Annotated in this window: 25 protein-coding genes; 10 read left to right on the forward strand and 15 right to left on the reverse strand. The window is 57.1% G+C overall.

Annotated features, from left to right (window positions below; translation table 11 throughout):
- Window positions 1-97 precede the first annotated feature (97 nt).
- The 5 genes from ttcA to NG99_RS20670 all read right to left on the reverse strand — a co-directional run bounded on the left by ttcA (window position 98) and on the right by NG99_RS20670 (window position 4,654).
- On the reverse strand, window positions 98-991 hold the full coding sequence (gene ttcA / locus NG99_RS20655) for a tRNA 2-thiocytidine(32) synthetase TtcA (protein ID WP_034897156.1): 894 nt from the start codon (window positions 989-991) through the stop codon (window positions 98-100).
- A gap of 179 nt (window positions 992-1,170) precedes the next feature.
- Window positions 1,171-1,365 (reverse strand): hypothetical protein, encoded by a 195-nt coding sequence (locus NG99_RS29395; protein ID WP_157032667.1) that lies wholly within the window; start codon window positions 1,363-1,365, stop codon window positions 1,171-1,173.
- Between the two features lie 226 nt (window positions 1,366-1,591).
- Window positions 1,592-2,575 carry a zinc transporter ZntB gene (gene zntB, locus NG99_RS20660; protein ID WP_034897159.1) on the reverse strand — a complete coding sequence of 328 codons (984 nt, stop codon included), beginning with the start codon at window positions 2,573-2,575 and terminating at the stop codon, window positions 1,592-1,594.
- A 136-nt stretch (window positions 2,576-2,711) separates the two neighbouring features.
- A complete protein-coding gene (locus tag NG99_RS20665) occupies window positions 2,712-3,017 on the reverse strand; it encodes a hypothetical protein (protein ID WP_408606423.1) in 306 nt (101 codons plus the stop codon).
- A 20-nt stretch (window positions 3,018-3,037) separates the two neighbouring features.
- Window positions 3,038-4,654: a peptide ABC transporter substrate-binding protein gene (locus tag NG99_RS20670; RefSeq protein WP_034897165.1), complete on the reverse strand. Its 1,617-nt coding sequence runs from the start codon at window positions 4,652-4,654 to the stop codon at window positions 3,038-3,040.
- Window positions 4,655-4,839: 185 nt separating this feature from the next.
- On the opposite strand from NG99_RS20670, the gene mpaA reads away from it, so the two are divergent.
- A complete protein-coding gene (mpaA, locus tag NG99_RS20675) occupies window positions 4,840-5,547 on the forward strand; it encodes a murein tripeptide amidase MpaA (protein ID WP_034897167.1) in 708 nt (235 codons plus the stop codon).
- On the opposite strand, the gene ycjG is transcribed toward mpaA, so the two are convergent.
- Window positions 5,527-6,510: an L-Ala-D/L-Glu epimerase gene (gene ycjG, locus NG99_RS20680; RefSeq protein WP_034897170.1), complete on the reverse strand. Its 984-nt coding sequence runs from the start codon at window positions 6,508-6,510 to the stop codon at window positions 5,527-5,529. The two genes, mpaA and ycjG, sit on opposite strands and share 21 nt — an antisense overlap.
- A 195-nt stretch (window positions 6,511-6,705) precedes the next feature.
- Here ycjG and tpx point away from each other — a divergent pair, with 195 nt between their 5' ends.
- On the forward strand, window positions 6,706-7,209 hold the full coding sequence (gene tpx / locus NG99_RS20685; protein ID WP_034897173.1) for a thiol peroxidase: 504 nt from the start codon (window positions 6,706-6,708) through the stop codon (window positions 7,207-7,209).
- A 50-nt stretch (window positions 7,210-7,259) separates the two neighbouring features.
- Here the strand turns inward: tpx and tyrR are convergent, their stop codons facing one another.
- From tyrR to pspA, 7 genes are all read right to left on the reverse strand, one after another.
- Window positions 7,260-8,825 carry a transcriptional regulator TyrR gene (gene tyrR, locus NG99_RS20690; RefSeq protein ID WP_034897176.1) on the reverse strand — a complete coding sequence of 522 codons (1,566 nt, stop codon included), beginning with the start codon at window positions 8,823-8,825 and terminating at the stop codon, window positions 7,260-7,262.
- Between the two features lie 148 nt (window positions 8,826-8,973).
- Window positions 8,974-10,032, reverse strand: a complete 1,059-nt coding sequence (locus NG99_RS20695) for a TIGR01620 family protein (RefSeq protein WP_034897179.1) — start codon at window positions 10,030-10,032, stop codon at window positions 8,974-8,976.
- Window positions 10,029-11,426, reverse strand: coding sequence for a YcjX family GTP-binding protein (locus NG99_RS20700; protein ID WP_034897181.1), 1,398 nt, complete (start codon window positions 11,424-11,426; stop codon window positions 10,029-10,031). The genes NG99_RS20695 and NG99_RS20700 overlap by 4 nt, the downstream gene beginning before the upstream one ends.
- A gap of 82 nt (window positions 11,427-11,508) precedes the next feature.
- Window positions 11,509-11,733, reverse strand: coding sequence for a phage shock protein PspD (gene pspD / locus NG99_RS20705; protein WP_034897184.1), 225 nt, complete (start codon window positions 11,731-11,733; stop codon window positions 11,509-11,511).
- 53 nt (window positions 11,734-11,786) lie between these two features.
- Window positions 11,787-12,155, reverse strand: coding sequence for an envelope stress response membrane protein PspC (gene pspC, locus NG99_RS20710; RefSeq protein WP_034897187.1), 369 nt, complete (start codon window positions 12,153-12,155; stop codon window positions 11,787-11,789).
- Window positions 12,152-12,379, reverse strand: a complete 228-nt coding sequence (gene pspB / locus NG99_RS20715) for an envelope stress response membrane protein PspB (protein WP_034897190.1) — start codon at window positions 12,377-12,379, stop codon at window positions 12,152-12,154. The genes pspC and pspB overlap by 4 nt, the downstream gene beginning before the upstream one ends.
- A 71-nt stretch (window positions 12,380-12,450) precedes the next feature.
- A complete protein-coding gene (gene pspA, locus NG99_RS20720; RefSeq protein ID WP_034897193.1) occupies window positions 12,451-13,116 on the reverse strand; it encodes a phage shock protein PspA in 666 nt (221 codons plus the stop codon).
- A gap of 170 nt (window positions 13,117-13,286) precedes the next feature.
- On the opposite strand from pspA, the gene pspF reads away from it, so the two are divergent.
- The 7 genes from pspF (at window position 13,287) to NG99_RS20755 (ending at window position 21,257) form a co-directional block, all read left to right on the forward strand.
- Complete coding sequence (gene pspF, locus NG99_RS20725) at window positions 13,287-14,282, forward strand: phage shock protein operon transcriptional activator (RefSeq protein ID WP_034897196.1); 996 nt, start codon at window positions 13,287-13,289, stop codon at window positions 14,280-14,282.
- A gap of 326 nt (window positions 14,283-14,608) precedes the next feature.
- The gene (sapA, locus tag NG99_RS20730; protein ID WP_034897198.1) at window positions 14,609-16,231 is read left to right on the forward strand and encodes an ABC transporter substrate-binding protein SapA; all 1,623 of its coding nucleotides are present in this window, start codon (window positions 14,609-14,611) and stop codon (window positions 16,229-16,231) included.
- Window positions 16,232-17,197: a putrescine export ABC transporter permease SapB gene (sapB, locus tag NG99_RS20735; protein WP_034897201.1), complete on the forward strand. Its 966-nt coding sequence runs from the start codon at window positions 16,232-16,234 to the stop codon at window positions 17,195-17,197.
- Window positions 17,184-18,074 carry a putrescine export ABC transporter permease SapC gene (sapC, locus tag NG99_RS20740; RefSeq protein ID WP_034897204.1) on the forward strand — a complete coding sequence of 297 codons (891 nt, stop codon included), beginning with the start codon at window positions 17,184-17,186 and terminating at the stop codon, window positions 18,072-18,074. Before sapB ends, sapC begins: the two co-directional genes overlap by 14 nt.
- A complete protein-coding gene (gene sapD, locus NG99_RS20745) occupies window positions 18,075-19,067 on the forward strand; it encodes a putrescine export ABC transporter ATP-binding protein SapD (protein ID WP_034897206.1) in 993 nt (330 codons plus the stop codon).
- Window positions 19,067-19,873, forward strand: coding sequence for a putrescine export ABC transporter ATP-binding protein SapF (gene sapF, locus NG99_RS20750; RefSeq protein ID WP_034897209.1), 807 nt, complete (start codon window positions 19,067-19,069; stop codon window positions 19,871-19,873). The genes sapD and sapF overlap by 1 nt, the downstream gene beginning before the upstream one ends.
- 217 nt (window positions 19,874-20,090) lie before the next feature.
- The gene (locus NG99_RS20755; protein ID WP_034897212.1) at window positions 20,091-21,257 is read left to right on the forward strand and encodes a CMD domain-containing protein; all 1,167 of its coding nucleotides are present in this window, start codon (window positions 20,091-20,093) and stop codon (window positions 21,255-21,257) included.
- A 14-nt stretch (window positions 21,258-21,271) separates the two neighbouring features.
- Here the strand turns inward: NG99_RS20755 and NG99_RS20760 are convergent, their stop codons facing one another.
- A complete protein-coding gene (locus NG99_RS20760; RefSeq protein WP_034897216.1) occupies window positions 21,272-22,183 on the reverse strand; it encodes a LysR family transcriptional regulator in 912 nt (303 codons plus the stop codon).
- A 146-nt stretch (window positions 22,184-22,329) separates the two neighbouring features.
- The gene (locus NG99_RS20765) at window positions 22,330-23,877 is read right to left on the reverse strand and encodes a PTS transporter subunit EIIC (RefSeq protein ID WP_408606425.1); all 1,548 of its coding nucleotides are present in this window, start codon (window positions 23,875-23,877) and stop codon (window positions 22,330-22,332) included.
- A gap of 285 nt (window positions 23,878-24,162) precedes the next feature.
- Between NG99_RS20765 and NG99_RS20770 the strand changes: the two genes are divergently transcribed.
- Window positions 24,163-26,475, forward strand: a complete 2,313-nt coding sequence (locus NG99_RS20770) for an FdhF/YdeP family oxidoreductase (protein ID WP_034897223.1) — start codon at window positions 24,163-24,165, stop codon at window positions 26,473-26,475.
- Window positions 26,476-26,500: the final 25 nt, after the last annotated feature.

The raw sequence follows: 26,500 nt of genomic DNA on the forward strand, positions 1-26,500 counted from the left end.
CTCTCTGATAAAACCGGCGGGCGGATTGGCGCTGAGTGTAGCAGAAAACCGCGCTCAGCCGTTACTGTCGGCTGAGCGCGGCCAGTACCGACAACGATTAAAGATTGGTCACGTCGATGAACATGGACTTATCAATATTGCTGGAAGAGATCGTCGCTTCAGTAAACGCGTACTCTTCTCTCTCACCTTCACGAGCCAGCGGCAGATTAACGAAATCAAACAGATTGCGGTCGGCCAACTGGCTTGGGCTGACATTCTGAAGAGATTTAAACACGCTTTCTACGCGGCCCGGCTCTTTCTTATCCCACTCGTTTAGCATCGCTTTGATCGCCTGACGCTGCAAATTCTCCTGCGAGCCGCACAGGTTGCAGGGAATAATCGGGAAGTCTTTATGCTCAGCGAACTTAATCAGATCTTTTTCGCGGCAGTAGGTCAGCGGACGAATCACCACGTTACGCCCGTCATCGGAGCGCAGCTTCGGCGGCATCGCCTTCATGCGCGCGCCGTGGAAGATGTTCAGGAACAGTGTCTCAACGATATCGTCCAGATGATGCCCCAGCGCAATTTTGGTCGCGCCAATACGCTCAGCGAAAGAGTACAGAGTGCCCCGGCGCAGTCTTGAGCACAGCCCGCAGGTGGTCTTCCCCTCAGGAATTTTCTCTTTCACTACCGAATAAGTGTCTTTGTCGACGATATAGTAAGGGATATCCAGACTTTCAAAATACTCAGGCAGAATATGCTCAGGGAACCCAGGCTGTTTTTGATCGAGGTTGACCGCCACCACATCAAAATGGATCGGCGCAACCTTCTTTAAACTCAACAGGATATCTAACATAGCGAAGGAATCTTTGCCGCCGCTCATGCAGGCCATCACCACATCATTCTCTTCAATCATGCCGTAGTCGGTGATAGCGTTGCCGACGTTTCTGCGCAGCCGCTTTTGAAGCTTGTTGTATTCAAGCGATTCTTTTCTGGTATCTGTCTGATTCATAGCTACTTCTCACACCGCCGATCGGGATCGACTGTCGATTTCCTGGTTAGACCCTTTTATGGCGGGGAGTATACGGGTTTTTACCAAAGGTTGAAATAATCGCCGCGGCCCGGCGGCGATAACATCAGCCTGACTTCCCTGTCTCTCAAAGGGTCTGGCCCTGCTCTGCTGGTCCGTGGCTAATTATAGGTGGGCGGTGGGTCCAGAATAGGATCGGGGTCGAGCGGCGGATCGGGCAACGGCTGCGGTACAGGCAGCGGTTCCGGGATGGGAACCGGGTCGGTTGGGATAGGTTCGGATGCGCGTGGAGTGTCAATTGGGGTGAATACCATCTCTTCCTCCTCAAAACTGGCATGAACCTTAAGCATAGGCACGCAGCTCACCGCTGGCAAATGGGCAAAAAAAAGCCGGGATTACCCGGCTTGTACGAATTAAATGTGCTATGCAGTAATTCAAAAAAAGGAAGTAAGACAATATGGAGCACAACGCCCATCGCTTGACGTTGCATTCACCTGCGAAGAAGATTTTGCCCCAATGACAACGCAAGAATATTGATTTTGGTCATTTTTAAGCGTCCTTTTAGCCCTTTATCGCCTCATTTTACAACCATTTACGCCGTCGTAACCACCACGCAACACCAAGCACCATTGCCACCAACAAAAAGCAGAAGGTGCCAAACCCGTATCCCCAGTTGCCGCCGGGTATCCCGCCAAGATTGACCCCAAACAGGCCGGTAAGAAAGGTGGTCGGCAGAAAGACCATTGCCAGCAGCGACATGGTATAGGTGCGGCGGTTCATCGCCTCAGCCATAACCGTACTGATCTCGTCGGCCAGTACGGCGGTTCTGGCTACGCTGGCGTCCAGGTCATCCAACCCTCTCCCCAGTCGGTCGGAGATATCCTGCATTCTCCGGCGCTCGTCATCACTCATCCACGGCAGCCGCTCGCTGGCAATACGTGAAAATACATCCCGCTGCGGCGCCATGTAACGTCGCATAATGATCAGCTGCTTACGGATCAGCGCCAGCTCGCCTCTCGGCGGCACCTGTTGATCCACTACCGCGTCTTCCAGATCGATAATTTTATCGTGCAGTTCTTCAATAAACTCGCTGGTATGATCGGTCAGCGCATCGCACACTTCTACCAGCCAGCTGCCGCCGTTGACCGGACCGTTGCCATTTTGCAGATCGGTCAGCACTTCATCAATGGCGAACACTTTCCGCTGACGCGTTGAAACAATCAGCTTCTCGTTGATAAATACCCGAATAACAACCAGCTGGTCGGGGCGCGACTCGCTGTTAAGATTAACGCTGCGCAGCGTAATCATAGTGCCGTCGCCCAGGCGGTTTACCCTGGGTCGCATACTGTCGCCGCCCAGCGCATCGCGCACCGAATCCGGCAGTAGCGGCGTGGAAGTCAGCCAGTCGGCGCTTTCGCGGTGGGTATAGTTCAGATGCAGCCAGCAGGGCCGGTCACAATGAATGACGTCTTTGTCATCGATGGGAATTAATCCGCCCTTTCCGTCAAGCTGACAGGAAATTATGGCGTCCGAAACCTGTAAAGCCTTGCCTTCAATCACGTCCACAGCCGCTCCGCACTAAGCATTATCAATACGATACAGTCTAGCCTGAGCGCCAGCCGTTGCAAAACAGGCTTGTTAACGCTATCCGTTAAAAACCGTGTCATTGTGCAAATAAAATAGCCCTTTGCTCAGCGCAGCCTCAAACGCGGGGTTGGCACCTGGTTTTCTCCAGAGCTTTAAGCTGCGCCATACGTTGATCAGCGTGTTTTTGCGCCACGCTTTTCGCCACGCCGTTACCGATGCCGAAATCACCAAGGAAGCCCAGGACCGTTAAACCATCAAATTTCCCGGTCTGGTCAATCTTCAGTTGGACCTGTTGCTGGCTGGCAATCTCTTTCCGTACGCCCCCGCAGTCCAGCTGCGTGGTCTGAACCACGCTTACTGGAGGTGAAGCGGGATACTGCTTAAGCGCGCAGCCATAAAGCAGCAGGACAACGGCAAACACGGTGCAGAATCTGAACATACTCAATGTTTAAGAATATACAGCGTGCGGCTATAGGCTACGTCTTCCGGATTGGTGATCGGGTAGCCTTTCACCCAGGGCTTGATCAACCGGCCATTGGTGTACTGGTACAGCGGCGCAATCGGCACCTGGTCGGCGATGATCTGCTCTGCCCGATTGTAGTCGTCGTTGCGAACGGTGCTGTTGGTTTCACGGCTTGCCTTTGCAATGACCGCATCATACTCCGCACTTTTAAACTTGGCGATATTGCCGCTGTGGGAAGAGGTCAGCAGGCTGAGGAAGGTTGAAGGTTCATTATAGTCACCGACCCAGGACGCGCGGATCACGTCGAAATTGCCGCTATTGCGGCTGTCGATGTAGGTTTTCCACTCCTGGTTCTGCAACTTCACGGTTACGCCCAGATTTTTCTTCCACATCGAGGCTACGGCAATGGCAATCTTCTGGTTGTTTTCAGAACTGTTGTACAGCAGGGTTAAATCCAGCGGGTGCGTTGGCCCATAGCCAGCGGACGCCAGCAGCGCTTTTGCCTGCTCGTTCAACTCCTCCTGCGAATGCTGTTGCAGGAAGCCACGCTTAGGCTGGAAGCCTGCGGTGACATCCGGCGTAAAGTGCCACGCCGGTTTTTCACCGGTGCCCAGCACTTTCTCCGCGATAATTTTGCGGTCGATACTCAATGAGAGTGCCTGACGTACGCGCACGTCTGCCGTCGGACCCTTGGTGGTATTGAACGCGTAATAATAGGTGCCCAACTGGTCAGGCGTATAGACCTGGCCAGGCAACGCCTTTTTCAACATGCTGTACATGTTTTTGGGGAAGGATTCGGTAATATCAATGTCGTTTGCACGATAGCGCTTGGTGGCGCTGGACTCTTCATTGATCGGCACAAACGTCACTTTATTCAACACGCTGTGGGCGTTATCCCAGTACTGGTCATTGCGCACCAGCACCAGCTTTTCATTAACCACCCTCTCCTGCAGTTTGTAGGCCCCGTTGCCCACCAGATTCCCCGGCTGCGTCCACTCTTTTCCCGACGCCTCAATCACTTTTTCCGGCACCGGGTAGAGGCTGAAATTGGCGGTCAGGCTGACGAAATACGGTACGGGTTTATCCAGCGTCACCTTCAGGCGCCTGTCGTCCAGCGCGGTCACGCCCAGCTTATCCGGCGTCATCTGCCCTTTGGTAATCGCCCCAGCGTTCTGAATCCCGGCCAGTTCGGCAAACCAGGCAAAAGTAGAGCCGACCTGCGGGTCGACCAGCCTGCGCCAGCTGTAGACGAAATCGCTGGCCGTTACCGGCTCGCCGTTCGACCACTTCGCATCCTTACGTAGGGTAAAAATCCAGGTTTTGTTATCGCTGGTCTGCCACTGCGTTGCCACGCCGGGAATAATGTTGCCTTTGGCATCCTGATTGGTCAGCCCTTCGAACAGATCGCGGATCACCTGAATTTCCGGCAGTCCGACCGCTTTGGCCGGATCGAGAGAAGCTGGCTCATCTTTTATATGGCGGACAATTTCCTGCGTGGAGGCCAGAGCCGTACCCGGCGGCACCTCAGCGGCAGAAACGGCGGCAGTCACTACCAGCGCCAGCAGCGCCAGCGTAAAACGGGAAGAGTTGTTCACAGCACACTCCAGCGTAAGGACGATTAAACGGACTGATTAACCGCACTCTAACGCAAATCGTTGATCGGTAAATAGCATTTTTCGCACCCTCTCCCGTCCGCTCGCAGAAACGTGACCGGCGCAGACCTTTTGTTCCCCGTCGGTTTACGTTAGCTTTAGGGAAAACAATTCAGGAGTGAATAACCATGTCCCCGATCCATCCGCGCCCGTTACGCGGCAAGCTCGATGCAGAAAGTAAGGTTTATGGCGCTTCGGTACTCGGCGCCCCCCTGCTATGGTTCCCGGCTCCGGCGGCTGATGAACAAAGCGGGCTTATCCTGGCGGGAACGCACGGTGATGAAACGGCGGCGGTGGTCACCCTCTCCTGCGCAATGCGCACGCTGGTTGAACCTCATCGTCGGCATCATGTGGTGCTGGCCGTCAACCCGGACGGCTGTCAGTTAGGACTGCGGGCCAACGTTCGTGGCGTCGATCTGAACCGTAACTTTCCCGCCGCCAACTGGCAGGCTGGTGATACCGTCTATCGCTGGAACAGCGCGGCGGATCAGCGTGACGTGTTGTTATCAACCGGCGATCGTGCCGGCTCTGAACCCGAAACGCAGGCGCTGTGCGATCTTATCCACACGTTGAAACCCAGCTGGATCGTGACCTTCCATGAGCCGCTGGCCTGTATTGAGGATCCAGATACCAGCCCGCTGGGCCACTGGCTGGCGAAGGAGATGGATTTACCGTTAGTTACCAGCGTTGGCTACGCCACGCCCGGTTCGTTCGGCAGTTGGTGCGCCGATCTCAGTTTACCGGTGATCACCGCAGAACTGCCGCCCATCTCCGCCGACGAGTCGACGGAGAAATACCTTGGCGCCATGGTCGATTTACTGAGCTGGCAGCCCTGAAAAATCGATCCGCCCACAGCGGAAAGGGAGCGATGGCTCAACGTCCACCGCCAGCCAGGTTGGCCCGTCGAGATCGACAAAACGGGCCGAATTGACCAGCGGCAGCGCGGCGGCAATTGCTCTTGAGGTACACAGCATACATCCCAGCATCACCGCAAAGCCGGCCGCTTTTGCCGCCCCGGCCAGCAGCAGCGCCTCGGTCAGCCCGCCGGTTTTATCAAGCTTGATATTGACCATCTCATAGCGCCCTCTCAGCCCAGGCAGGCTTTCCCGCGTGTGGCAGCTTTCATCAGCGCAAATCGGCAGCGGATGGATAAAATTGGCGAGCGTGGCGTCATCGGCAGCGGGCAGCGGTTGCTCCAGCATTACCACGCCAAGATCGGCCAGCAGCTGGCAACGGGCGGCCAGCCCTTCGCTTTGCCAGGACTCGTTGGCGTCGACAATCAGCGTCGCCTGCGGCACGGCTGTTCTGATCGCTACCAACCTTTCGGTAATCAGCGCATTATCCAGCTTAATTTTCAACAGCCTTGCGCCATTTTCCCACAGCGCCAGCGCCGAGCTGGCCATCATTTCCGGCGTGTCTATGCTGACGGTCTGGGCCATCTCAATCGCCTGAGGCCGGGCGGTTGCGGTCAATTGCCAGAGATCCGTTGCCAACTTCCGCGCCTGCAAATCCCACAGGGCCGAGTCGATGGCGTTGCGAGCCGCGCCCGCTGGCAGCGCCTGCTGGAGCTGTTCCCTGGTCATGCCCTGCTCAAGTTCGGTGAACAGCGCGGCAATTTGCGCCATGACCGATGCCACAGTTTCACCATAGCGCGGATAGGGAGTGCATTCCCCCACGCCTTTAATCCCTCCTTCCTCCAACTCAACCACCACCACGCCCGCCTCGCTTCGCGTACCGCGAGCGATGGCGAAAGGCGTATGCAGCGGCCAGGCTTCCGGGTAGACCTTTACTGCTCTCATCAACGAATCCTTATTGCGGGAAGAAAGATAAGTACACTCACAACATAGTCCTGACCAGGACATTTTGGCAATGTCGGCACGAGCTTAGCGACATGCTCCCGCTGACGTTCGGGCTTTGTTACGGTTTTTTCTGTCTGAGTGCGTCAGCATGACATACACTCAGTGCAGTGTTCACTGCGCTTATAAGGAAAAGCTATGTCTCAGACCGTTCATTTTCAGGGCAACAACGTTGCCATTGCAGGCCAGTTTCCTGCACCGGGCCAGACCGCAAAGCCTTTTACCCTGGTCGCGAAAGACCTTTCTGACGTTTCCCTTACTCACTACGCTGGCAAGCGTAAAGTGCTGAACATTTTTCCCAGTATTGACACCGGCGTTTGCGCCGCTTCCGTCCGCAAATTTAACCAGCTGGCCGGCAGCATTAATAATGCGGTCGTGCTGTGCATCTCCGCCGATCTGCCTTTTGCCCAGTCCCGCTTTTGCGGTTCTGACGGCCTGAGCAACGTGGTAACGCTCTCCACGCTGCGTGGCAGTGATTTCAAACAGGATTACGGCGTAGCGATCGCCGATGGCCCGTTAAAAGGGCTGGCGGCGCGTGCGGTTGTGGTGCTGGATGAGAAAGATAACGTGCTGTATAGCCAGTTGATTGATGAGATCACCACCGAGCCTGATTATGACGCGGCGCTGGCCTCGCTGAAATAAGCACCTTGCTTGTTAGTGTAAAAGGGGCGGAATCACTTCCGCCCCTTTTTTTATTTGTCTGCCGTTTTTTTCTGACTCAGCCCGTATTCACGCAGCTTGTTGGCAATCGCGGTATGCGAAACGCCAAGCCGCTTTGCCAGCTTGCGGGTACTGGGATAAGAGAGATAAAGCCTGGTGAGGATCGAGCGCTCGAAACGGCTGGTGATCTCGTCCAGCGATCCTTCCATCACTTCCTCGCCCAGCGGCAGTTCCATCGCGAACTCGGGCAGGACGATATCCTGCGGACGCAGCTCTGGCCCCTCCAGCTGCGTGAGCGCACGGTAAAGCGTATTTTTCAGCTGGCGCACGTTGCCGGGCCAGGTATAGCGGCTGAGAAACGCATTCAGCTGCGGCGAGAGCGTTGGCCTGACCAGCCCCTGCTCATCGGCGAAGCGGGCGACGAACATCTCGGTCAGCGCGAGAATATCCTGCGGGCGGTCGCGCAGCGGCGGCAGGTTCAGGGTAAGGACATTCAGACGATAAAACAGATCCTCCCTGAACTCACCGCGATGAACCATCTCGGTCAGGTTCTTTTGCGTGGCACAGATAACCCGCACGTCAACGTGCACCTCATGCTCTTCCCCTACCCGGCGGAAAGTGCCATCGTTGAGGAAACGCAGCAGCTTGGTCTGCATCCGCGGCGACATTTCGCCAATCTCATCCAGCAGCACCGAGCCGCCGCTGGCCTGCTCGAAGAAGCCTTTCTTTCCTTCCAGCGCGTTAGGATAAGCGCCAGCCGCATGACCGAACAGTTCGCTCTCCGCGACGTCGTCCGGCAGCGAAGCGCAGTTCAGCGCCAGGAACGGCTTTTTGCCGCGCGCGCTGCGCAGATGACAGGCGCGAGCCAGCATATCTTTGCCGGTGCCGGTATCGCCGACGATCAGCAGCGGCGCATCGAGCATCGCCAGCTTGCGCGCCTGGTCGACAACCTGGCGCATTTTTGGCGTAACCGCCACAATATGCTGAAACTCGCTATCGTCATTCACCGCCAGATTCTGCAACTGCTGGCCCATCCTGGCGGTGGATTTCAGCATCACCACCGCACCAACCGGGGTGGCAGGCTGGTCGTTATCGCCAGCGGCGTAAATCGGGCTGATTTCCATCAGGAAATCACGGCCTAAAATCACTACGTGATGCGCCTGAGGCTCAATGCGTTCGCTTTCCAGCCAGCGCTGGAAATTGAAGCCGGCGATCAGCGCCCCGGCGCTAAAGCTGCGCATTTTCTCCTCATTCAGCGAGAACAGCAGCTGCGCCGCCGGGTTGACCAGCTCCACTTTGCTTTTCATATCGATGGAGAAAACCGGCTCCGGCAGCGCTACCAGCAGCGCGCTCAGCGCGCGATGCTCGCGTTCAGAGGGAAGGAAGGCGACGGTTCTGACGTCGGTCACGCTGGGAATGCGGCGGATTTCCGCCATCAGCTGGCTGAAGGGTTCAAATTCCACCGGGCTGAAGTTCAGATAAATGCGGCCAATCGCGGCTATTTCAATGCCGCGCAGATCGATGCTCCGTTCAACCAGTAAATCAAGCAGTTCGCGGGTGAGACCAAGACGATCCTGGCAAAAGACTTCCAGACGCATGAGGGACAACCTTCCGTTATTGCGGGCTTAAGCTGATGATACCCGATCGTCGTGGCTGCCAGAAGTGCTCTGGAAGGAAAAGTTGACAGAGAGTGTGCGGAATGCGCACCAACCCAGCAAATAACCGGGCTGGCGCGTAAACCTGCGGCTATTTACCGGCCTGAGCCGGGCCTTTTTGCAGCGTTTCTTTTAGCTGAACGATCAGGTCACGGCGGAAATCGCCGAGTTTTGGCTTATCCCCCTCAATCCAGGGCAGCGGACGGCACAGCTCCATGGTCTTGATACCCAGCCGGGCGGTCAGCAATCCAGCTCCAATGCCCTGGGCGGCGCGAGCGGAGAAACGCGCGGCCAGATCCTGGGACATCCAGTCCATGCCGACTTCGCGCACCAGTTCTGAAGCACCGGCAAAAGCAATATTAAGCAACACCAGGCGGAACAGGCGAATACGGCTGAAATAGCCCAGCTCAATGCCGTAAATCGCCGCGATGCGGTTCACCAGCCGCAGATTGCGCCAGGCAATAAAGGCCATATCGACCAGCGCCAGCGGGCTGACGGCGATCATCAACGTCGACTCGGCGGAGCTGCGGCCAATTTCGCGCCGCGCCTGGCGGTCCAGCACCGGCTGAACCAGCTGTGCATACAGGCCGACAATCTCGCGGTCGTTATGGGTTTCATGCAGCGAGGCGTGCCAGCGCTGTAGCGCCGGATGTCCCTGATCCAGTCCGGCCTGCCTGGCCAGCTTTTCGCAGAACTCACGTCCTTTGCCCATGCCGTGACTACCCAGCAGCTCCCGCGCAACGTCCCTCTCTTCGGCACGCTCGCGCAGACGCCAGAGACGGCGCCACTCGGCGATCAGCGACCCGACGCCGGCCACGACAATCAGCCCGCCAGCCACGCAGCCCCCCATGGCTATCCAGTCCTGCTGAAGCCAGGCGTTGTGCGCCCACTGTATGCCCTGCGCCACCACGCTGACGCCCATCACGGCCAGGCCAGCCTTGACCATCCTGCGCCACAGGCTACGCTTCGGCCGCAGTGCGGCTTCGACAACCCGTTCGCCTTCTCCCTCTTCTTCAGGCTCAACCTCAGGCCCCTGCGGGACAAATATCGCGCTCTGCTGTTCAAAAGCGCGAGCCGCTTTTAAATCGGGCTCTTTTTCCACTTCCAGCGATCTTGCAAAATCAATACGCGGCTTAATCGGTGTCGTCATCGCAGCTTATCCCCCAGTAAAAATTCCAGCGCGGCATCCAGCCGGATGTGCGGTAAAGGACGATCCACGTCCGACTCCCGTGACCGGAACTGTTCAAAATGGAACCCCTGCTGCTGCCAGAAAGCATTACCCGGCAGGCGCGGAGGGACTTCGCCTGGATAAACCGTTAGCGGCTGGTTGTCGGCCAATCGGTGACCACGTAACGCTGGGATCTTCTCTCCCTGATGGTCGACCAGGCCACTTTCGGTGGCCTGCACCGACGCCAGACCCAGGCAGTCCATGGTGATACCTTCAAAAGCGGCGTTCTGCCAGGCGTCCTGCACCAGCTGCTGTAGCAGGGAGACAAGGTTGGCATGTTGATCGGCCGTTACGTGGTCGGATTTGGTGGCGGCAAACAGCAGTTTATCGATCACCGGCGAAAACAGGCGACGAAACAGCGTGCGCTGCCCGTAGGAAAAGCTCTGCATCAGCTGGGTCAGCGCCAGGCGCATGTCATTAAAAGCCTGCGGACCGCTGTTAAGCGGCTGAAGGCAGTCAACCAGCACAATCTGACGGTCGAAGCGCAGGAAGTGGTTTTTATAAAACCCCTTGACTACGTGCTGACAGTAATAGTTGTAGCGAGCCCGCAGCATACCGATATTGGTTGTGGCATCGGCCTGCGCCAGTCGGGTTTCATTGGTTTCACCCAGCTGCGGCCACGGGAAGAATTGCAGCGCGGGAGCCCCGGCCATATCGCCAGGCAGCACAAAACGACCGGGCTGAATAAAATGCAGCCCTTCCTGCTTACACTTCAGCAGGTAATCGGTCCAGGCCGCCGCAATCTCTCCCAGACGATTTTCATCCGCAGGGGCAAGCGGATCCAGCCCCTCGCACAGCGTTTTCCAGCGCCCGGACCAGCTGGCGCGGTCGCCCTGCAACAGGCCCGTCATCTGCCGTGACCAGCCCAGATAGTCCTGAGCCAGCATCGGAAGATCGAGCAGCCATTCGCCGGGATAGTCAACGATCTCCAGATAGAGAGTAGAAGTGTCTTTAAAATGGCGTAACAACGACTCACGCGAGCGATATCTCAACGCCAGACGCATTTCACTGACGCCGCGCGTTGGCGTTGGCCAGTCGGGTGGTGAACCGTAAAGCTGCGACAATCCTTCATCGTAAGTGAAACGCTGGATGCCCATATCCCGCTGCGGCACGCGCTTCACGCCGAGCAGCCGATCTTCACGGACGGCTGAAAACAGCGGCAGGCGCGCGCCGGAATTGACGTTGAGAAGTTGGTTGACCAGCGAGGTGATAAAAGCGGTTTTCCCGCTGCGGCTGAGGCCGGTAACCGCAAGGCGCAGGTGGCGATCCGCGCCCCGGTTCACCAGCGACAGCAATTCATTTTGAAGTCGTTTCATGGTGGTGTCGGCACCTTTTTTTATTCTGTTTGCGGCAATAATCGAGACGGCCAGTGTAGCAAATTACGGCAAAATAAGTGGGTTAAGGTTTATTCCAGCGCGCGGTGGCTCCGCGCAGCGCACGGCGCAGGATCGGCTCCAGCGCCCACGCAAGGAAAAGTTTCAGCGGACGATGAGCAACCGATTTCACCGCCCAGCCAGCCACGCCGCCAGGCCCGTAGGTCAGCGCGTTGATCAGCACAAATTTACCGGCCCTCTTTAACGCGGGCGCGGCATTATTTTTAACGGATTGCTGCCAGTTACGCATAAATGTACTCCCGATCAAGAAATCAGGGCCCGCGAACGAGCCCGCTCAGAGGGTTAAAGCTGACGAAAACGGCTGCGGACGCTGAAGGTTTCTGAAGTCACGTAGCGCTCCATATTCCTCAGGCTCGCCTCGCTACCCTTCAGTTGCTGACTCAGCCGATCCAGCAGCTCCTGCGCCGTTGGCGATCTCTCGCCCTGGCTGCGGCTCACGCTCTCCGGCATCTCGTCCAGCAGGAACGCCAGGCCAAAATAGGCCACCAGGGTAAAAAAGAACAGGCCAAAGAACATCGACAGCACCACGATAACCCTAACCAGCCGTACCGGGATATCCAGGTACTCCGCAATTCCCGCGCAGACGCCCTTCACTTTTCCCCGTGCCGGAATGCGATAGAGCTTTTTGCCCTTAACGATCGCTCCGCTCATGACTGCCTCCAGTCTGGATGCTCGGCATCCAGAATCTCTTCGAGCGCCTGGACGCGCTCGCGCATCCGTTTGGCTTCCTCGGTCAGCTGTTGCAGGCGCTGCAATTCACTTTGTGACAACTCAGCGCCGCCGTTCTGGCGGTTGCTGTAGTGGAGCCATAGCCAAATTGGCGCCACAAACAGCACGAAAATTGTCAGGGGTATGGCCAGAAATAACGCGCTCATTCACTCTCCTTGAAATTTCACCTGATGACGTCAGGAATGGGCATCCAGCCAGGGATGCCGGTCGCAGGGCATTACTCGCTGCGGTTCATTTTGGCCTTTAATGCCGCCAGCTGCTCGCCAATTTCATCATCAGCCTGCAGTTCGGCAAATTCCTGATTCAGCGTTTTCTTCTTACCGAAGCTCTGGCTTTCTGCCTCGGCTTCCATATGATCGATGCGGCGTTCGAACGATTCGAAACGCGCCATCGCCTGATCAATTTTTCCGCTGTCCAGCTGACGACGGACGTCGCGTGAAGACGAGGCCGCCTGATGGCGTAAGGTCAGAGCCTGCTGCCGGGCGCGGGTTTCGCTGAGTTTATTCTCCAGCTCGCCAATCTCACCTTTCATGCGGGTTAAGGTTTCATCGACCTGCTCAACTTCACGCTTCAGCGAGGCGATCAGATCGGTCAGCTTCTGCTTTTCAATCAGCGCCGCGCGGGCGAGATCGTCTTTGTCTTTACGCAGCGCCAGTTCGGCCTTTTCCTGCCATTCGCCCTGCTGCAAGTCGGCCTGATCGATGCGGCGCACCAGCTGTTTCTTTTCCGCCAGCGCACGAGCTGAAGTAGAGCGAACTTCTACCAGCGTGTCTTCCATTTCCTGAATCATCAGACGAACCAGCTTCTGCGGATCCTCTGCTTTCTCCAGCAGCGAATTGATATTGGCGTTCACGATGTCGGCAAAACGAGAAAAAATACCCATAATCACTGTCCTCATTACTTGTTGGATATGCGCAATCAGATGCGGCTACGCGAGGATCTATTCAATTGTCGTGCCAACTTTTATCTTATTGATTTTACGATAATCTAAGGGTTTACAGGACCAGGAAAATTGGCTAGTGTGGCGTAAATAACTAACATCTGGTGAATTTCATGAGCGAAAATAACGACACGCTGCTGGGTGAGTCGAACAACTTTCTTGAAGTCCTTGAGCAGGTTTCGCGCCTGGCGCCGCTCAACAAGCCGGTGTTAGTGATTGGTGAGCGTGGCACCGGGAAAGAGCTGATCGCCAGCCGTCTGCACTACCTTTCCGCGCGCTGGCAGGGGCCGTTTATTTCCCTTAACTGCGCCGCGCTGAATGAAAATCTGTTGGATTCCGAGCTGTTCGGCCACGAGGCCGGGGCGTTTACCGGCGCGCAAAAACGCCACCAGGGCCGCTTCGAACGGGCGGATGGCGGTACGCTGTTTCTGGATGAGCTGGCAACCGCACCGATGCTGGTGCAGGAAAAACTGCTGCGGGTGATTGAGTACGGCCATCTGGAGCGGGTCGGCGGCAGCCAGCCGCTGCAGGTCAGCGTGCGCCTGGTCTGCGCGACCAACGACGATCTGCCGCTGCTGGCGCAGCAGGGAAAGTTCCGCGCCGACCTGCTGGACCGCCTGGCCTTTGACGTGGTCCAGTTGCCGCCGCTACGTGAACGTCGCAGCGATATCCTCGTGATGGCGGAGCATTTTGCCATTCAGATGTGCCGGGAACTTGGTCTGGCTCTGTTTCCGGGCTTCACCGCCAGAGCGCAACAGATTCTGTTGGACTATGACTGGCCCGGCAACGTGCGCGAGCTGAAGAACGTGGTTGAACGTTCGGTCTACCGTCACGGCGAGATTGATGAGCAGTTGGACAACATTGTGATCAATCCTTTCCAGTCCCGCCAGCCAGCGGTCAGGTCTGAAGCGCCGGAGGCGGCTGCCCTTCCCGCCTTACCCTTAGACCTGCGCCGCTGGCAGCATCAGCAGGAGAAAGAGCTGCTAGAGGCCAGCCTCGCCCAGGCCCGTTTCAACCAGCGCCGCGCGGCAGAATTACTGGGTGTAACCTATCACCAGCTGCGCGCCATGATGAAAAAGCATGGGATCAATGCCGACGGCGAGCGCTGACTGCCTGCTTCAGCGCAAAAAAAAGCCCGCTCAAGGCGGGCTAAAATACTGGAAGCAATGTGAGCAATGTCGTGCTCTTCTTCGGTAGAGCCACCGTCGAAGCGCAGGAGAATAGTAATCATTCTCAGTATGTGCTGTAAAGCAGTTTGTTGAGAATTTTTCTCATTACCACAGCAACTTTGGGCGTATTATGAACAACCCCAATCGCGCTGTGGGAACCTTTCTGGCTGCTTTCGTGTGAAAAAACGCCAGTTGCCGCGGCAAACTTTGGGCCAGACCGGAGAGTGCGGTACACTCTGACTATTGCCTGATATTTCAGATGACTTATGCGCACACTATTCTCCACCGTTCTGCTGGGATTGAGCCTGTTCAGCGCCTCATCCTGGTCCGCCACGCCCGGCGATATTCGCCAGAGCGGCTTTGTTTACTGCGTCAACGGCGCAGTGACAACGTTCAATCCGCAGCTGGCCAGCGGTGGGCTGGTGGTGGATACGCTGGCGGCTCAGCTCTATGACCGTCTGCTTGATGTGGATCCCTACACTTACAGGCTAATCCCGGAGCTGGCGGAAAGCTGGGAAGTCCGCGATAACGGGGCAACCTACCGTTTCCATCTGCGCCATAACGTGCATTTCCAGAAAACGGCCTGGTTCACCCCCGGCCGCACGATGAATGCTGACGACGTGGTGTTCAGCTTCCAGCGCATTTTTGACCGCACTTCAGCCTGGCATAACGTCAACGGCGGCAGCTATCCCTATTTCGACAGCCTCCAGTTTGCCGATGCTGTTCAGAGCGTAAAGAAGCTGGATGAAGACACCGTTGAGATCCGCCTGCACAGCCCTGACGCCTCTTTCCTCTGGCACATCGCCACCCACTATGCTCCGGTGCTGTCTGCCGAATATGCCGCACGCCTGACCAAAGAAGATCGTCAGGAGCAGATGGATCACCAGCCGGTAGGCACCGGGCCGTTCCTGCTGAACAGCTACCGGACCGGACAGTATATCCGCCTCGCGCGCAACCCTGATTACTGGAAAGGCCTGCCGCGAATGCCGCAGGTGGTGATTGATATGGGTGCAGGCGGCACCGGCAGGCTCTCCAAGCTGCTGACCGGCGAGTGCGACGTGCTGGCCTATCCCGCCGCCAGCCAGATTTCGATATTGCGCGACGATCCGCGCCTGCGCCTGACGCTGCGTCCGGGTATGAACGTGGCCTATCTGGCGTTCAACACCCGCAAGGCGCCGCTGGATCGCGTTGCGGTTCGCCAGGCGCTGGCGCTGGCCATTAACAACGAGCGCCTGATGCAATCCATCTATTACGGCACGGCGGAGACGGCGGCTTCGATCCTGCCTCGCGCGTCATGGGCCTATGATAATGCGGCGCAAGTGACCGAATACAATCCGAAGAAATCCCGTGAGCAGTTGAAAGCATTGGGCCAGGAAAATCTGCGCCTGACGCTGTGGGTGCCCTCCTCATCTCAGGCCTGGAACCCCAGTCCGCTGAAAACCGCCGAGCTGATTCAGGCTGACCTGGCGCAGGTTGGCGTTAAGGTGACAATCGTGCCGGTTGAGGGCCGCTTTCAGGAGGCCCGCCTGATGCAGATGAATCACGATCTGACGCTGACCGGCTGGTCGACCGACAGCAACGATCCGGACAGTTTCTTCCGCCCGTTGCTGAGCTGTGCGGCGATTGGCTCGCAGACCAACTATGCTCACTGGTGCGATCCCGGCCTGGACGAAGTGCTGCATAAAGCGCTGCTGTCGCAGCAGCTTGCCTCCCGTATTGATTATTACGACCAGGCGCAAAGAATGCTGGCAGAGTCGCTGCCGGTGCTCCCGCTGGCATCTTCTCTCCGTTTGCAGGCCTACCGCCACGACATTCAGGGGCTGGTGCTGAGCCCGTTTGGCAACGCTTCATTTGCCGGTGTGCACCGCGATTCAGGCGAGGATAAGTAAATGATCATTTATACCCTGCGTCGCCTGGTGCTGTGGCTGGTTACGCTGTTTATGCTGACGCTGGTGGGCTTCAGCCTCTGCTACTTCACGCCTCATGCTCCGCTTCAGGGCGCATCGTTCACCGATGCCTGCCTGTTCTGGTATGAAGGGCTGTTCCAGCTCGATTTTGGCGTTTCCAGCATCAACGGCGAGCCGATCGTGCAGCAAATCCGCGAAGTGTTCCCCGCCACGCTGGAGCTGTGCATTATGGCTTTCGCGCTGGCGATGCTGATCGGCATTCCGCTGGGCATTGCCGCCGGCGTACTGCGCGATAAGTGGCAGGATAAAACGATCAGCGCGCTGGCGCTGCTTGGCTTTTCTATGCCGGTGTTCTGGCTGGCGCTGCTACTGACGCTGTTCTTCTCGCTGGATCTCGGCTGGCTGCCGGTCTCCGGCCGCTTCGACCTGCTCTATCCGGTGAACAATATCACCGGTTTCGCGCTGATCGATGCCTGGCTCAGCCCCTCTCCCTGGCGGCATGAAATGCTGAAAAGCGCCCTTGTGCACCTAATCCTCCCGGTTACCGCGCTGGCCGTTGCGCCAACGACCGAGGTGGTTCGCCTGCTGCGCATCAGCACCCGCGAGGTGATGGAGCAAAACTATATTAAGGCCGCGGCGATCAGGGGCCTTTCCCGCTTCACGATCATTCGCCGCCACGTACTGCATAATGCCCTGCCGCCGGTGATTCCCCGTCTGGGACTGCAATTCTCCACCATGCTCACGCTGGCGATGATCACTGAAGTTGTGTTCAGCTGGCCCGGTCTTGGCCGCTGGCTGGTGGATGCGATCCGCCAGCAGGATTACGCGGCGATCTCTGCCGGGGTAATGATGGTTGGTGGTCTGGTGATTACGGTTAACGTGTTGGCCGATATTCTCGGAGCAATGATGACGCCGCTGAAGCATAAGGAATGGTATGCCCGCCGATAATATTTATGCTGAAAAGCAGCTGCCCAGCACGCTGCGCAATGCCTGGCGCCTGTTCTACCATGACACTACCGCGATGGTGGGCCTTTATGCGTTTATCGCGCTGCTGCTACTGTGCATTTTTGGTCGCCTGCTGGCCCCTTATGGCCTCGATCAGCAATTCCTTGGCTACCAGCTGCTGCCGCCCTCCTGGTCCCGCTACGGCGACGTTTCGTTCTTTCTCGGCACCGATGACCTGGGCAGGGATATTCTCAGCCGCCTGTTGAGCGGAGCCGGACCAACGGTCGGCTCCGCGATCCTGGTCACCCTTTTTGCCACGCTCTGCGCCACGGTGCTGGGCGTGCTGGCCGGGCTGACTAAAGGGCTACGCTCGGCGATCCTTAACCACGTACTGGATACGCTGCTCTCTATTCCTTCGCTGCTGCTGGCTATTATCGTGGTGGCCTTTTTAGGGCCACGCCTTGAACATGCGCTGCTGGCGGTATTTCTGGCGATCCTCCCGCGCCTGGTTCGCGCAATTTACACGGCGGTGTATGATGAGCTGGAAAAAGATTACGTTATCGCCGCGAGGCTTGATGGGGCCAGCAGTCTGAATATTCTCTGGCACGCCATTCTGCCCAATATCCTTGCCCTGCTGGTGTCTGAAGTCACCCGTGCGCTGTCGATGGCTATTCTTGATATCGCCGCTTTAGGCTTCCTCGACCTCGGCGCACAGCTGCCCTCACCCGAATGGGGCGCCATGCTTGGCGACGCCCTCGAACTGATCTACGTGGCGCCGTGGACCGTGATGCTGCCAGGAGCCGCCATTATGCTCAGCGTGCTGATTGTCAATCTGTTAGGTGACGGCATCCGCCGGGCCATCGTTGCGGGAGTTGAATAAATGCCGCTGCTCGATATTCGTAACCTGACCATTGAGTTTATGACCGCCGACGGGCCGGTAAAGGCGGTAGATCGCGTCAGCATTACGCTGACGGAGGGTGAAGTGCGGGGCCTGGTCGGCGAGTCGGGATCGGGTAAAAGCCTGATAGCCAAAGCGATCTGCGGGGTAACCAAAGAGAACTGGCGGGTGACGGCAGACCGGATGCGGTTTGACGATATTGACCTGCTGCACCTCACGCCCCGCGAGCGGCGTAAAATTATCGGCCATAACGTATCGATGATTTTTCAGGAGCCGCAGTCCTGCCTGGATCCTTCTGAAAGCATCGGTCAGCAGATCGTGCAGGCTATTCCCGGCTGGACCTACAAAGGCCGCTGGTATCAGCGTTTTCGCTGGCGTCACCGGCGGGCGATTGAGTTGCTGCACCGCGTCGGCATCAAAGACCATAAAGATATTATGGGCAGCTTCCCTTATGAGCTGACCGATGGCGAATGCCAGAAGGTGATGATCGCCATTGCGCTGGCTAATCAGCCGCGCCTGCTGATTGCCGATGAACCAACCAACGCGATGGAGCCCACGACCCAGGCGCAAATCTTCCGCCTGCTGGCCCGTCTGAACCAGAACAACAACACGACGATTTTACTGATCAGTCACGATTTGCAGATGCTCAGCCAGTGGGCGGATAAAGTAAATGTGATGTACTGCGGCCAGACGGTTGAAACCGCCCCGAGCGACGAGCTGATCGTGGCGCCCCATCATCCTTATACCCAGGCGTTGATCCGCGCGATGCCAGATTTCGGGCGCTCGCTGCCGCATAAAAGCCGACTGAATACGCTGAACGGCGCAATTCCGTCGCTGGAGCACCTGCCGATCGGCTGTCGCCTTGGGCCGCGCTGTCCTTACGCACAGAAAAAATGCATCGAAACGCCGAGGTTAACCGGCACTAAATCCCACCTGTTCGCCTGCCACTTCCCGCTCAACATGGAGAATCAGTAATGGTTGAATCGCTGCTGGAAGTGCGCAATCTCAGCAAAACCTTCCGCTACCGTACCGGGCTGTTTCGCCGTCAGCACGTTGAGGCGGTGAAAGAGGTCAGTTTTATGCTGCGTGAGCGGCAAACGCTGGCGATCATCGGCGAAAATGGCTCCGGTAAATCGACGCTGGCGAAAATGCTTAGCGGCATGATCAAGCCGAGTTCAGGCGACATTGTTATTGACGATCATCCGCTGCAATACGGCGATTACGGCTACCGAAGCCAGCGGATCAGAATGATTTTTCAGGACCCGTCAACCTCGCTCAATCCGCGCCAGCGCATCAGCCAGATCCTCGACTTTCCGCTACGGCTGAACACCGAACTGTCCGCCGAAGAGCGGGAGAAACGCATTATCGCCACGCTGCGTCAGGTTGGCCTGCTGCGCGACCATGCGGCTTATTATCCGCACATGCTGGCGCCCGGCCAGAAACAGCGCGTTGGCCTGGCTCGCGCGCTGATCCTGCAACCCAGGGTGATCATCGCCGATGAGGCAATGGCCTCGCTGGATATGTCGATGCGTTCCCAGTTGGTGAACCTGATGCTGGAATTGCAGGACAAACACGGGATTTCCTATATTTACGTGACGCAGCACTTGGGTATGATGAAGCACATCAGTGACCAGGTGATGGTGATGCACCAGGGCGAAGTGGTGGAGCGAGGCAGCACCGCCGACGTGCTCGCCAGCCCGCTGCATGAGCTGACCAAAAGGCTGATCAACAGTCATTTTGGCGAAGCGTTAACCGCCGATGCCTGGCGCAAAGATCGCTGATCCTGTCGCTACGCCATGCCAGAATCGTACGGTATCTTCCTGCCGTACGTTTTTCCCGCTTTTTCACCGCGTTATACCATTCCGCTATGATATAGCACCGATCATTCTTTTGTTCACCTGGTCGCCTGGGAGAGGATAGTGAAGCTCTTCAGGCCCGCTGACGGACTTGCTCTTCCATTTTGCTTCGCCGGGCCGGTTAACTTGAAAAGGAATGACCATGGAACAGCGCCGTTTTCCCGGCAACAGCCACTGGTATCATGAAACGCAGTCTTCCCTCACGCCGCATACTGCCCCACTGGTCCCCGAAGCGGCAGAGATTGAAGACCGCTTTCTTCTGGGTTTAGCTCAGCAGCATCAGGATGTGCTGGGGCCGCTACTGCGTGAGTCTCAGCCTGCACTGCTGGCCTCAAGAGATCTTTATCAGCTGCTGTTGCCTCAGCAGTTGAGCACCAGCAGAACCCATACGCTAACGATTTACGATCGTCTGAGCACGGCGTTAACCGTTGCTCAGGTGACCGGTATTCAGCGCCTGTGCAACCATTATGCCGCGCGGCTGAACCCCCTTTCGGGACCGGACTCGTCACGCGAAAGCAATCGCCGCCTGACGCAAATCACGGAACACGCCCGCCAGCTGGCCAGCCAGCCAACGCTTATCGACGCGGCTGCCCTGCTGCGTCTTGATGAAGTTGGCTTAACCGCGCCGGATATCATCACCTTCCACCAGCTGATTGGCTTTGTCAGCTACCAGGCCCGGATGGTTGCCGGGATTCATGCCCTGCTGGCGCTGCCGGTTCGCTGGATCCCTGGCGTGACGCTGCCTGAAGATGCCAGCGACGAAGGTTTCAGCCAGCCTGGCAGCTGGCGTCCGCTGCTGCTACCGCTGGAGCAGCGCTATGCCTCTGCCGACCAGCAGGCAGCGGTAGAGTGGTGTCAGCCTCAGGAAACGCTGCGCAACTGCGCCTGGCTGTTGGCTCACGATAGCGATGCGCTTTACGGCTGGGGACAGTTGCAAAATGCCTTGCAGGAAGCCTGCGCCAGCGACGAAAGCCGCCTTGCTGCTGCGGTCTGTGCACGAATCAACGGCAGCCCGCTCTGTTTTCAGCGCGCCGCGAGCGGAGAACTCCGTGAGGCATTACTTGAAGGCGTGGATCGGGCGTCAGAAGTGGCGACGCCCGCGCAGAAAGCCATTATTCACTGTGCAGCACAGCTGACGCGTTCGCCTGAGCGATTTAGCGCCGCCCATATCCAACCGCTGAAGGCGGCAGGCTTTAGCGATCGCGCCATTGTGGCGCTGTTACAAACTATCGCGCTGTCCGGCTGGAACAACAGGCTGAGGCGTTCGCTGGGTTCCATGCAGCCGCCTTCCATACCCGACGACGCGTAATCAACTGGCGGGGGTTATCTTCCACCCCGCTCCTCGCTAAGCCAGCGTCGCACTTCATCAAAGAAATGCTGAGAGAGCGGCGTTGCTCTGCCCGGTTCGGCTACCACCACCGCCGCCTGCCGCGACATCGGCGCAATCGCCAGCCTGCGGCTGTGTAGCCCCGACATCATGTCCGGCAGCAAATGACCACACGGCGAAATCAGGCAACCTAATCCCACCTGAACCCCTTGAATCAGTTGAAAAACCGAGGTAGTTTCCAGAATCACCCGCAGCATGACGTCGGCCTCGCGAAAATGTGAGTCCAGATAGCGGCGAAAGTAGCGGGTTTGCTCCGCCAGGCAGAGCGGGAGCGCAGCAAGCTGGCCCAGCGCCAGCGGCGTGGTGCCAGCCAGCTGCGGAAAATGTTGAGGATGAAAAACCACCTCAACGCCGTCATCCTGCAGCGGTTCGGCCTGAAAATGCAGCTCCCGTAGCGTCGCCAGCTCAAAAAAACCGATGCCGACGTCAACGGTATGGCTGTTCAGCGCCTCCAGCAGCTGGTCGGCACTCAGCACCGCCACCCGATAGTTTAGCTGCGGGTAGCGATCGCTCATCCCTTTAAGCATCAGCGGCAGGGAGATACTGCATTGAGGCACAACGCCAATCCGCAGCGTGCCGTTTACGCCGTGTTTGAGTGATTCCACCTCCAGCTTCAGCCCCTGATAGACGGAAACGATTTCCCGCGCCCAGGAGAGCACCCTTTCACCTTCCACGGTAAAGCCATCAAAGTTATTGCTGCGATTAATCAACGAAAGACCCAGCTCTTTTTCCAGGTTTTTCAACCGCATCGATAGCGTAGGCTGACTGACAAAGCTGGCTTCGGCCGCCCGGCCAAAATGGCGCTCACGTTCAAGGTTGCACAAATAGATAAGCTGCTTAATATCCATAATTCTTTTATTAACCCGATAAAACCTGAGGACATGGCTTGCTGTGATCGTCAAAGTAAAGGCAATATTATCACGATGTTATTACCCTGATTATCCTTTAGGAGCGGCCATCGTGGCCTTTTCGCTCTCAGGTTTATCGGCAGCATTCAGGCTACCCCTAACGCTGTTTTCACCTCGTTAGCAATTTTTTCCACCTGCGGGCCATAAATCACCTGCACATCGTGCTCGCTGACGCGGTTGACGCCGTTAGCGCCGGTGCTGAGCAAGGTTTGATCCACCACTTCCTTCATCTCTTTCACCCTGACGCGCAGCCGGGTAAAGCAGCAATCGACATCCTCTATATTGGCTTCGCCCCCCAGGCCGCTAATGATGACCCTGGTACGCTCATTGGCGGAAACGATCTGCGGCGATGCGTCGATCTCGTCTGACTCGCGGCCCGGCGTTTCAACGCGCATCCGGGTAATGATAAATTTGAAGCCATAGTAGTAGACCGGCAGATAAATCAGCCCCAGCACAATACTCCACCACCACTGCGTTTTGCTGCCGCCGAGGATGCCGAACACCACCAGATCGATGGCGCCGCCCTGAATGTTGCCAATCATCAGGTGCATTAATGACATCAGCATAAATGAGAGGCCGCTGAGCAGCGCGTGAAACAGATACAGCACCGGCGAGACAAAGATAAAACAGAACTCCAGCGGTTCCGTAATACCGGTAGTGAACGAGGTTAGCGCGCCCGCCATCACCAGCGCCTTGACCCGCTGCTTGTGCTCTGGTCTTGCGGTGTGATACATCGCCAGCGCGGCGGCAGGCAGGCCGAACATCATGACCGGAATTTTTCCCTGGGCAAGATACTGAGTAGCGCTCCTTACCGTGTCGTCCGAAAGCGCGCCCGGATGAGTCAGCGCGCTGTTGAAGATGTTCAGCGCCCCGACCACGGTCTGATTGTCTACCGTGGCAATGCCGCCAATGGGCGTAAAGCGGACCGTTTCATTAAGAATATGGTGCAGCCCGGTAGGGATCAGCAGCCGCTCGCTGGTTCCGTAAAGGAAAGCGCCGTACTGGCCGCTGCGACCAATAAGCTCGCCAACCCAGGCGATAGCCGCGCCAATGGCTGGCCAGATCAACGCCAGCAGCACGCCGACCAGCGGCAGTACCAGCACGGTAACGATCGGCACCAGCCGCCGCCCGCCGAAGAAACCAATCGCCGTGGGCAGTTGGGTAGCATAGAAGCGGTTATGGATCGTCACCGTCAGCAGGCCGGCGATTACCCCGCCCAGCACGCTCATGTTATAGGTGAAGATCCCCAGCATTTCGATGTATTCGGCAGAGGTCATCATCGCGGCGGTCTGAGCCATGCCTTTCGCCTGAAGCGCTTCTGGCGTAGTGGTCGCCACGGTCAGCCCCTGCGCCGCCAGCGTGGCGCTAACGCCAACGTGCATGGCGATAAAGCCGATGACCGCCGCAAAGGCGGCAGTAGGCTTTTCCGCTTTCGCCAGGCCAATCGCGCTGGCTACGGCAAAAAACACCGGCAGATTGGCAAACAGCGCTCCTGCCACCTTGCGGATAAAGCCAATGACCAGCTGCGGCGTATGCAGGCTGGCAAAGGCATCGCCGGTAATGGCCGGATTCTGCATCGCGGCGGCCACGCCAAGGAAGATCCCTGCGGCGGCAATCACCGAAATCGGCATCATCAGCGCCTTGCCGAAGGCATGGATTTTGCTGGCAAACTCTTTCACAGGCACCTCGTTATAATGGAAGAAAGCCTAATTATTAGTCAGCTTTGCTTCCCGGGCCTGCAGAAGCAGAACGTTACGGGCAAATCTTTGAGTTAGTTCACGGTTTTGCGATAAACCGCGCCTATCGCACCATTAAACCAATCAATTAGACAATTTTTTTACCGGGTCGCACACTATTTGCATAAAAGAAGCAATAATTTCCTAACAACTCCAAAACATTTAAATTACCTGCGAAGCGATATGAAATTTAAAACTGCGATCAAGCCTTACCAGGCAGCGGCCGGCGGCTGGGGATCTCTTGAAGCCACCACCCGCTTTGTTTTTGACAGCAAACAGGTGTTAAAAAACATGCGCAACCTGATGCGCATGAACAAAGCCAAAGGCTTTGACTGCCCAGGCTGCGCATGGGGAGACGATAATAAAAGCACGTTCAGCTTCTGCGAAAACGGCGCGAAGGCGGTCACCTGGGAAGCCACCCGCCGCTTCGTCGACGCCAGCTTCTTCGAAAAATACAGCGTTTCCGCCCTCTATCAGCAAAGCGATTACTTCCTGGAGTATCAGGGTCGTCTGACCGAGCCTCTGCGCTATAACCGCGAAAGAGACCGTTATGAGCCCATCAGTTGGGATGACGCCTTTAAGCTGATCGCCAGGCATATCAAAGCGATGGATAACCCAGACCAGATGGAGCTGTACACCTCCGGTCGCGCCAGCAACGAGGCTTCCTGGCTTTATCAGCTGTTTGGCCGCATGAATGGCAGCAACAACTTCCCTGACTGCTCGAATATGTGCCATGAGGCCAGCGGTACTGGTCTTAAGCGCAGCATTGGCGTAGGTAAAGGGACTATTCGCCTGGATGATTTCGACCACGCGGATGCGATTTTTGTCTTCGGTCAGAACCCCGGAACTAACCACCCGCGTATGCTGCACAGCCTGCGCCATGCTGCCGATCACGGCGCTAAAATAGTCACCTTCAATACGCTGCGTGAGCGCGGACTTGAACGTTTCGCCGATCCGCAAAAGCCGCTGGAAGTGGTGACCAGCAAAGCCGGGACCATCAGCTCAACCTATTACCAGCCGAATCTCGGCGGTGATATGGCGGCGGTCCGCGGCATGGTGAAAGCCCTTGCCCAGACTCATTACGAACTGATTGCCGAAGGTCAAAAAGGCCTGTTCGATGAAGTGTTCCTTAACGCTAAAACCGAAGGAATGGAAGCCTACCTGGCCGCCGTTGAGGCGACGGAGTGGTCGCAGATCGTGCAGCAGTCAGGCCTGAGCGAGCAACAGCTGCGTGAAGCTGCTGCCATCTACCAGAGCGCAGAGCGCGTTATCTGCACCTGGGCAATGGGGATCACCCAACACAAACACTCCGTTGATACGGTGCGCGAAATCGTTAACCTGCAACTGCTGTTTGGCCAGCTAGGCAAGAAAGGCGCTGGCCTTTGCCCGGTCCGTGGCCACAGTAACGTGCAGGGAAACCGCACGATGGGCATTGATGAAAAGCCTTCACAGGCATTCCTCGACAGCATGGCTAAGCACTTCGGCTTTGAGCCGCCGCGCAATGTCGGCCATAACACCGTTCAGGCGCTGGAAGCGATGCTGCGTGATGAAATCAAGGTGCTGATCGCGTTAGGCGGCAACCTGGCCGCTGCCGCGCCGGACAGCCCACGTACGGAAGAAGCGCTGCGTCGCTGTGGACTGACCGTGCAAATCAGCACCAAGTTGAACCGAAGCCACCTCTGCCCTGGCGCGGTTGACGCGCTGATCCTGCCCACGCTTGGCCGTACCGAGCAGGATATTCAGGCCAGCGGCCCGCAGTTTATTACCGTTGAAGACTCCTTCAGCATGGTTCACGCCTCTGAAGGCGTGGGTAAACCGATCGCCGACACTCAGCGTTCCGAAACGGCCATTGTGGCAGGCATCGCTAACGCAGTGCTCGGCAGCGAGCGGCTGGACTGGCTCGCGCTGGCGGCGGATTACCATAAAATTCGTGACCATATTGCCGCGACGATTCCTGGCTTCAGCGATTTCAACCAGAAATGCGATATCAAGGGCGGGTTCTATCTGGGCAATGCGGCGGCGGAGTACCGTTTTAATACGCCGAACAACAAGGCTCAGTTCAGCAGCGCCCGCCTGCCCGACTCGCTGTTCCCACAGCTTGGCGAAGGCGTGGAAGTGCCGTTCACGCTGCAAACGCTGCGTTCACATGACCAGTACAACACCACCATTTACGGCCTCGATGACCGCTATCGCGGCGTCTACGGTCAGCGTGAAGTGTTGTTTATCCACCCTGAAGATATGCAGCGTCTGGGCTTTGCCGCCGGGGACGATGTGGATATCGAAACGCTGTGGAATGACGGCATCACCCGCAAAGTATTCGGCTTTAAGCTGGTGCCTTACAATATTCCTAAAGGCAACCTTGCCGCCTACTATCCTGAAACTAACCCGCTGGTTCCCCTCTCCAGCTTTGGCGACGGAAGCGGAACGCCTACCTCCAAATCGGTTCCGGTTACCATCACCCTTTCTGAAGTGAAACCGGGCCTGCGTATTGCCTGAGTCAGATAAGACAGCTGAATCAAAC

Source organism: Erwinia typographi, assembly GCF_000773975.1.
In the GTDB taxonomy this organism is placed as follows: Bacteria; Pseudomonadota; Gammaproteobacteria; order Enterobacterales; family Enterobacteriaceae; genus Erwinia; species Erwinia typographi.

Excerpts from the sequence above, each read along its gene's own strand:
- ttcA (WP_034897156.1), bottom strand. The coding sequence starts at position 991 with ATGAATCAGACAGATACCAGAAAAGAATCGCTTGAATACAACAAGCTT.
- mpaA (WP_034897167.1), top strand. The coding sequence starts at position 4,840 with ATGTCCCCGATCCATCCGCGCCCGTTACGCGGCAAGCTCGATGCAGAA.
- ycjG (WP_034897170.1), bottom strand. The coding sequence starts at position 6,510 with ATGAGAGCAGTAAAGGTCTACCCGGAAGCCTGGCCGCTGCATACGCCT.
- tpx (WP_034897173.1), top strand. The coding sequence starts at position 6,706 with ATGTCTCAGACCGTTCATTTTCAGGGCAACAACGTTGCCATTGCAGGC.
- tyrR (WP_034897176.1), bottom strand. The coding sequence starts at position 8,825 with ATGCGTCTGGAAGTCTTTTGCCAGGATCGTCTTGGTCTCACCCGCGAA.
- NG99_RS20695 (WP_034897179.1), bottom strand. The coding sequence starts at position 10,032 with ATGACGACACCGATTAAGCCGCGTATTGATTTTGCAAGATCGCTGGAA.
- NG99_RS20700 (WP_034897181.1), bottom strand. The coding sequence starts at position 11,426 with ATGAAACGACTTCAAAATGAATTGCTGTCGCTGGTGAACCGGGGCGCG.
- pspD (WP_034897184.1), bottom strand. The coding sequence starts at position 11,733 with ATGCGTAACTGGCAGCAATCCGTTAAAAATAATGCCGCGCCCGCGTTA.
- pspC (WP_034897187.1), bottom strand. The coding sequence starts at position 12,155 with ATGAGCGGAGCGATCGTTAAGGGCAAAAAGCTCTATCGCATTCCGGCA.
- pspB (WP_034897190.1), bottom strand. The coding sequence starts at position 12,379 with ATGAGCGCGTTATTTCTGGCCATACCCCTGACAATTTTCGTGCTGTTT.
- pspA (WP_034897193.1), bottom strand. The coding sequence starts at position 13,116 with ATGGGTATTTTTTCTCGTTTTGCCGACATCGTGAACGCCAATATCAAT.
- pspF (WP_034897196.1), top strand. The coding sequence starts at position 13,287 with ATGAGCGAAAATAACGACACGCTGCTGGGTGAGTCGAACAACTTTCTT.
- sapA (WP_034897198.1), top strand. The coding sequence starts at position 14,609 with ATGCGCACACTATTCTCCACCGTTCTGCTGGGATTGAGCCTGTTCAGC.
- sapB (WP_034897201.1), top strand. The coding sequence starts at position 16,232 with ATGATCATTTATACCCTGCGTCGCCTGGTGCTGTGGCTGGTTACGCTG.
- sapC (WP_034897204.1), top strand. The coding sequence starts at position 17,184 with ATGCCCGCCGATAATATTTATGCTGAAAAGCAGCTGCCCAGCACGCTG.
- sapD (WP_034897206.1), top strand. The coding sequence starts at position 18,075 with ATGCCGCTGCTCGATATTCGTAACCTGACCATTGAGTTTATGACCGCC.
- sapF (WP_034897209.1), top strand. The coding sequence starts at position 19,067 with ATGGTTGAATCGCTGCTGGAAGTGCGCAATCTCAGCAAAACCTTCCGC.
- NG99_RS20755 (WP_034897212.1), top strand. The coding sequence starts at position 20,091 with ATGGAACAGCGCCGTTTTCCCGGCAACAGCCACTGGTATCATGAAACG.
- NG99_RS20760 (WP_034897216.1), bottom strand. The coding sequence starts at position 22,183 with ATGGATATTAAGCAGCTTATCTATTTGTGCAACCTTGAACGTGAGCGC.
- NG99_RS20765 (WP_408606425.1), bottom strand. The coding sequence starts at position 23,877 with ATGATGCCGATTTCGGTGATTGCCGCCGCAGGGATCTTCCTTGGCGTG.
- NG99_RS20770 (WP_034897223.1), top strand. The coding sequence starts at position 24,163 with ATGAAATTTAAAACTGCGATCAAGCCTTACCAGGCAGCGGCCGGCGGC.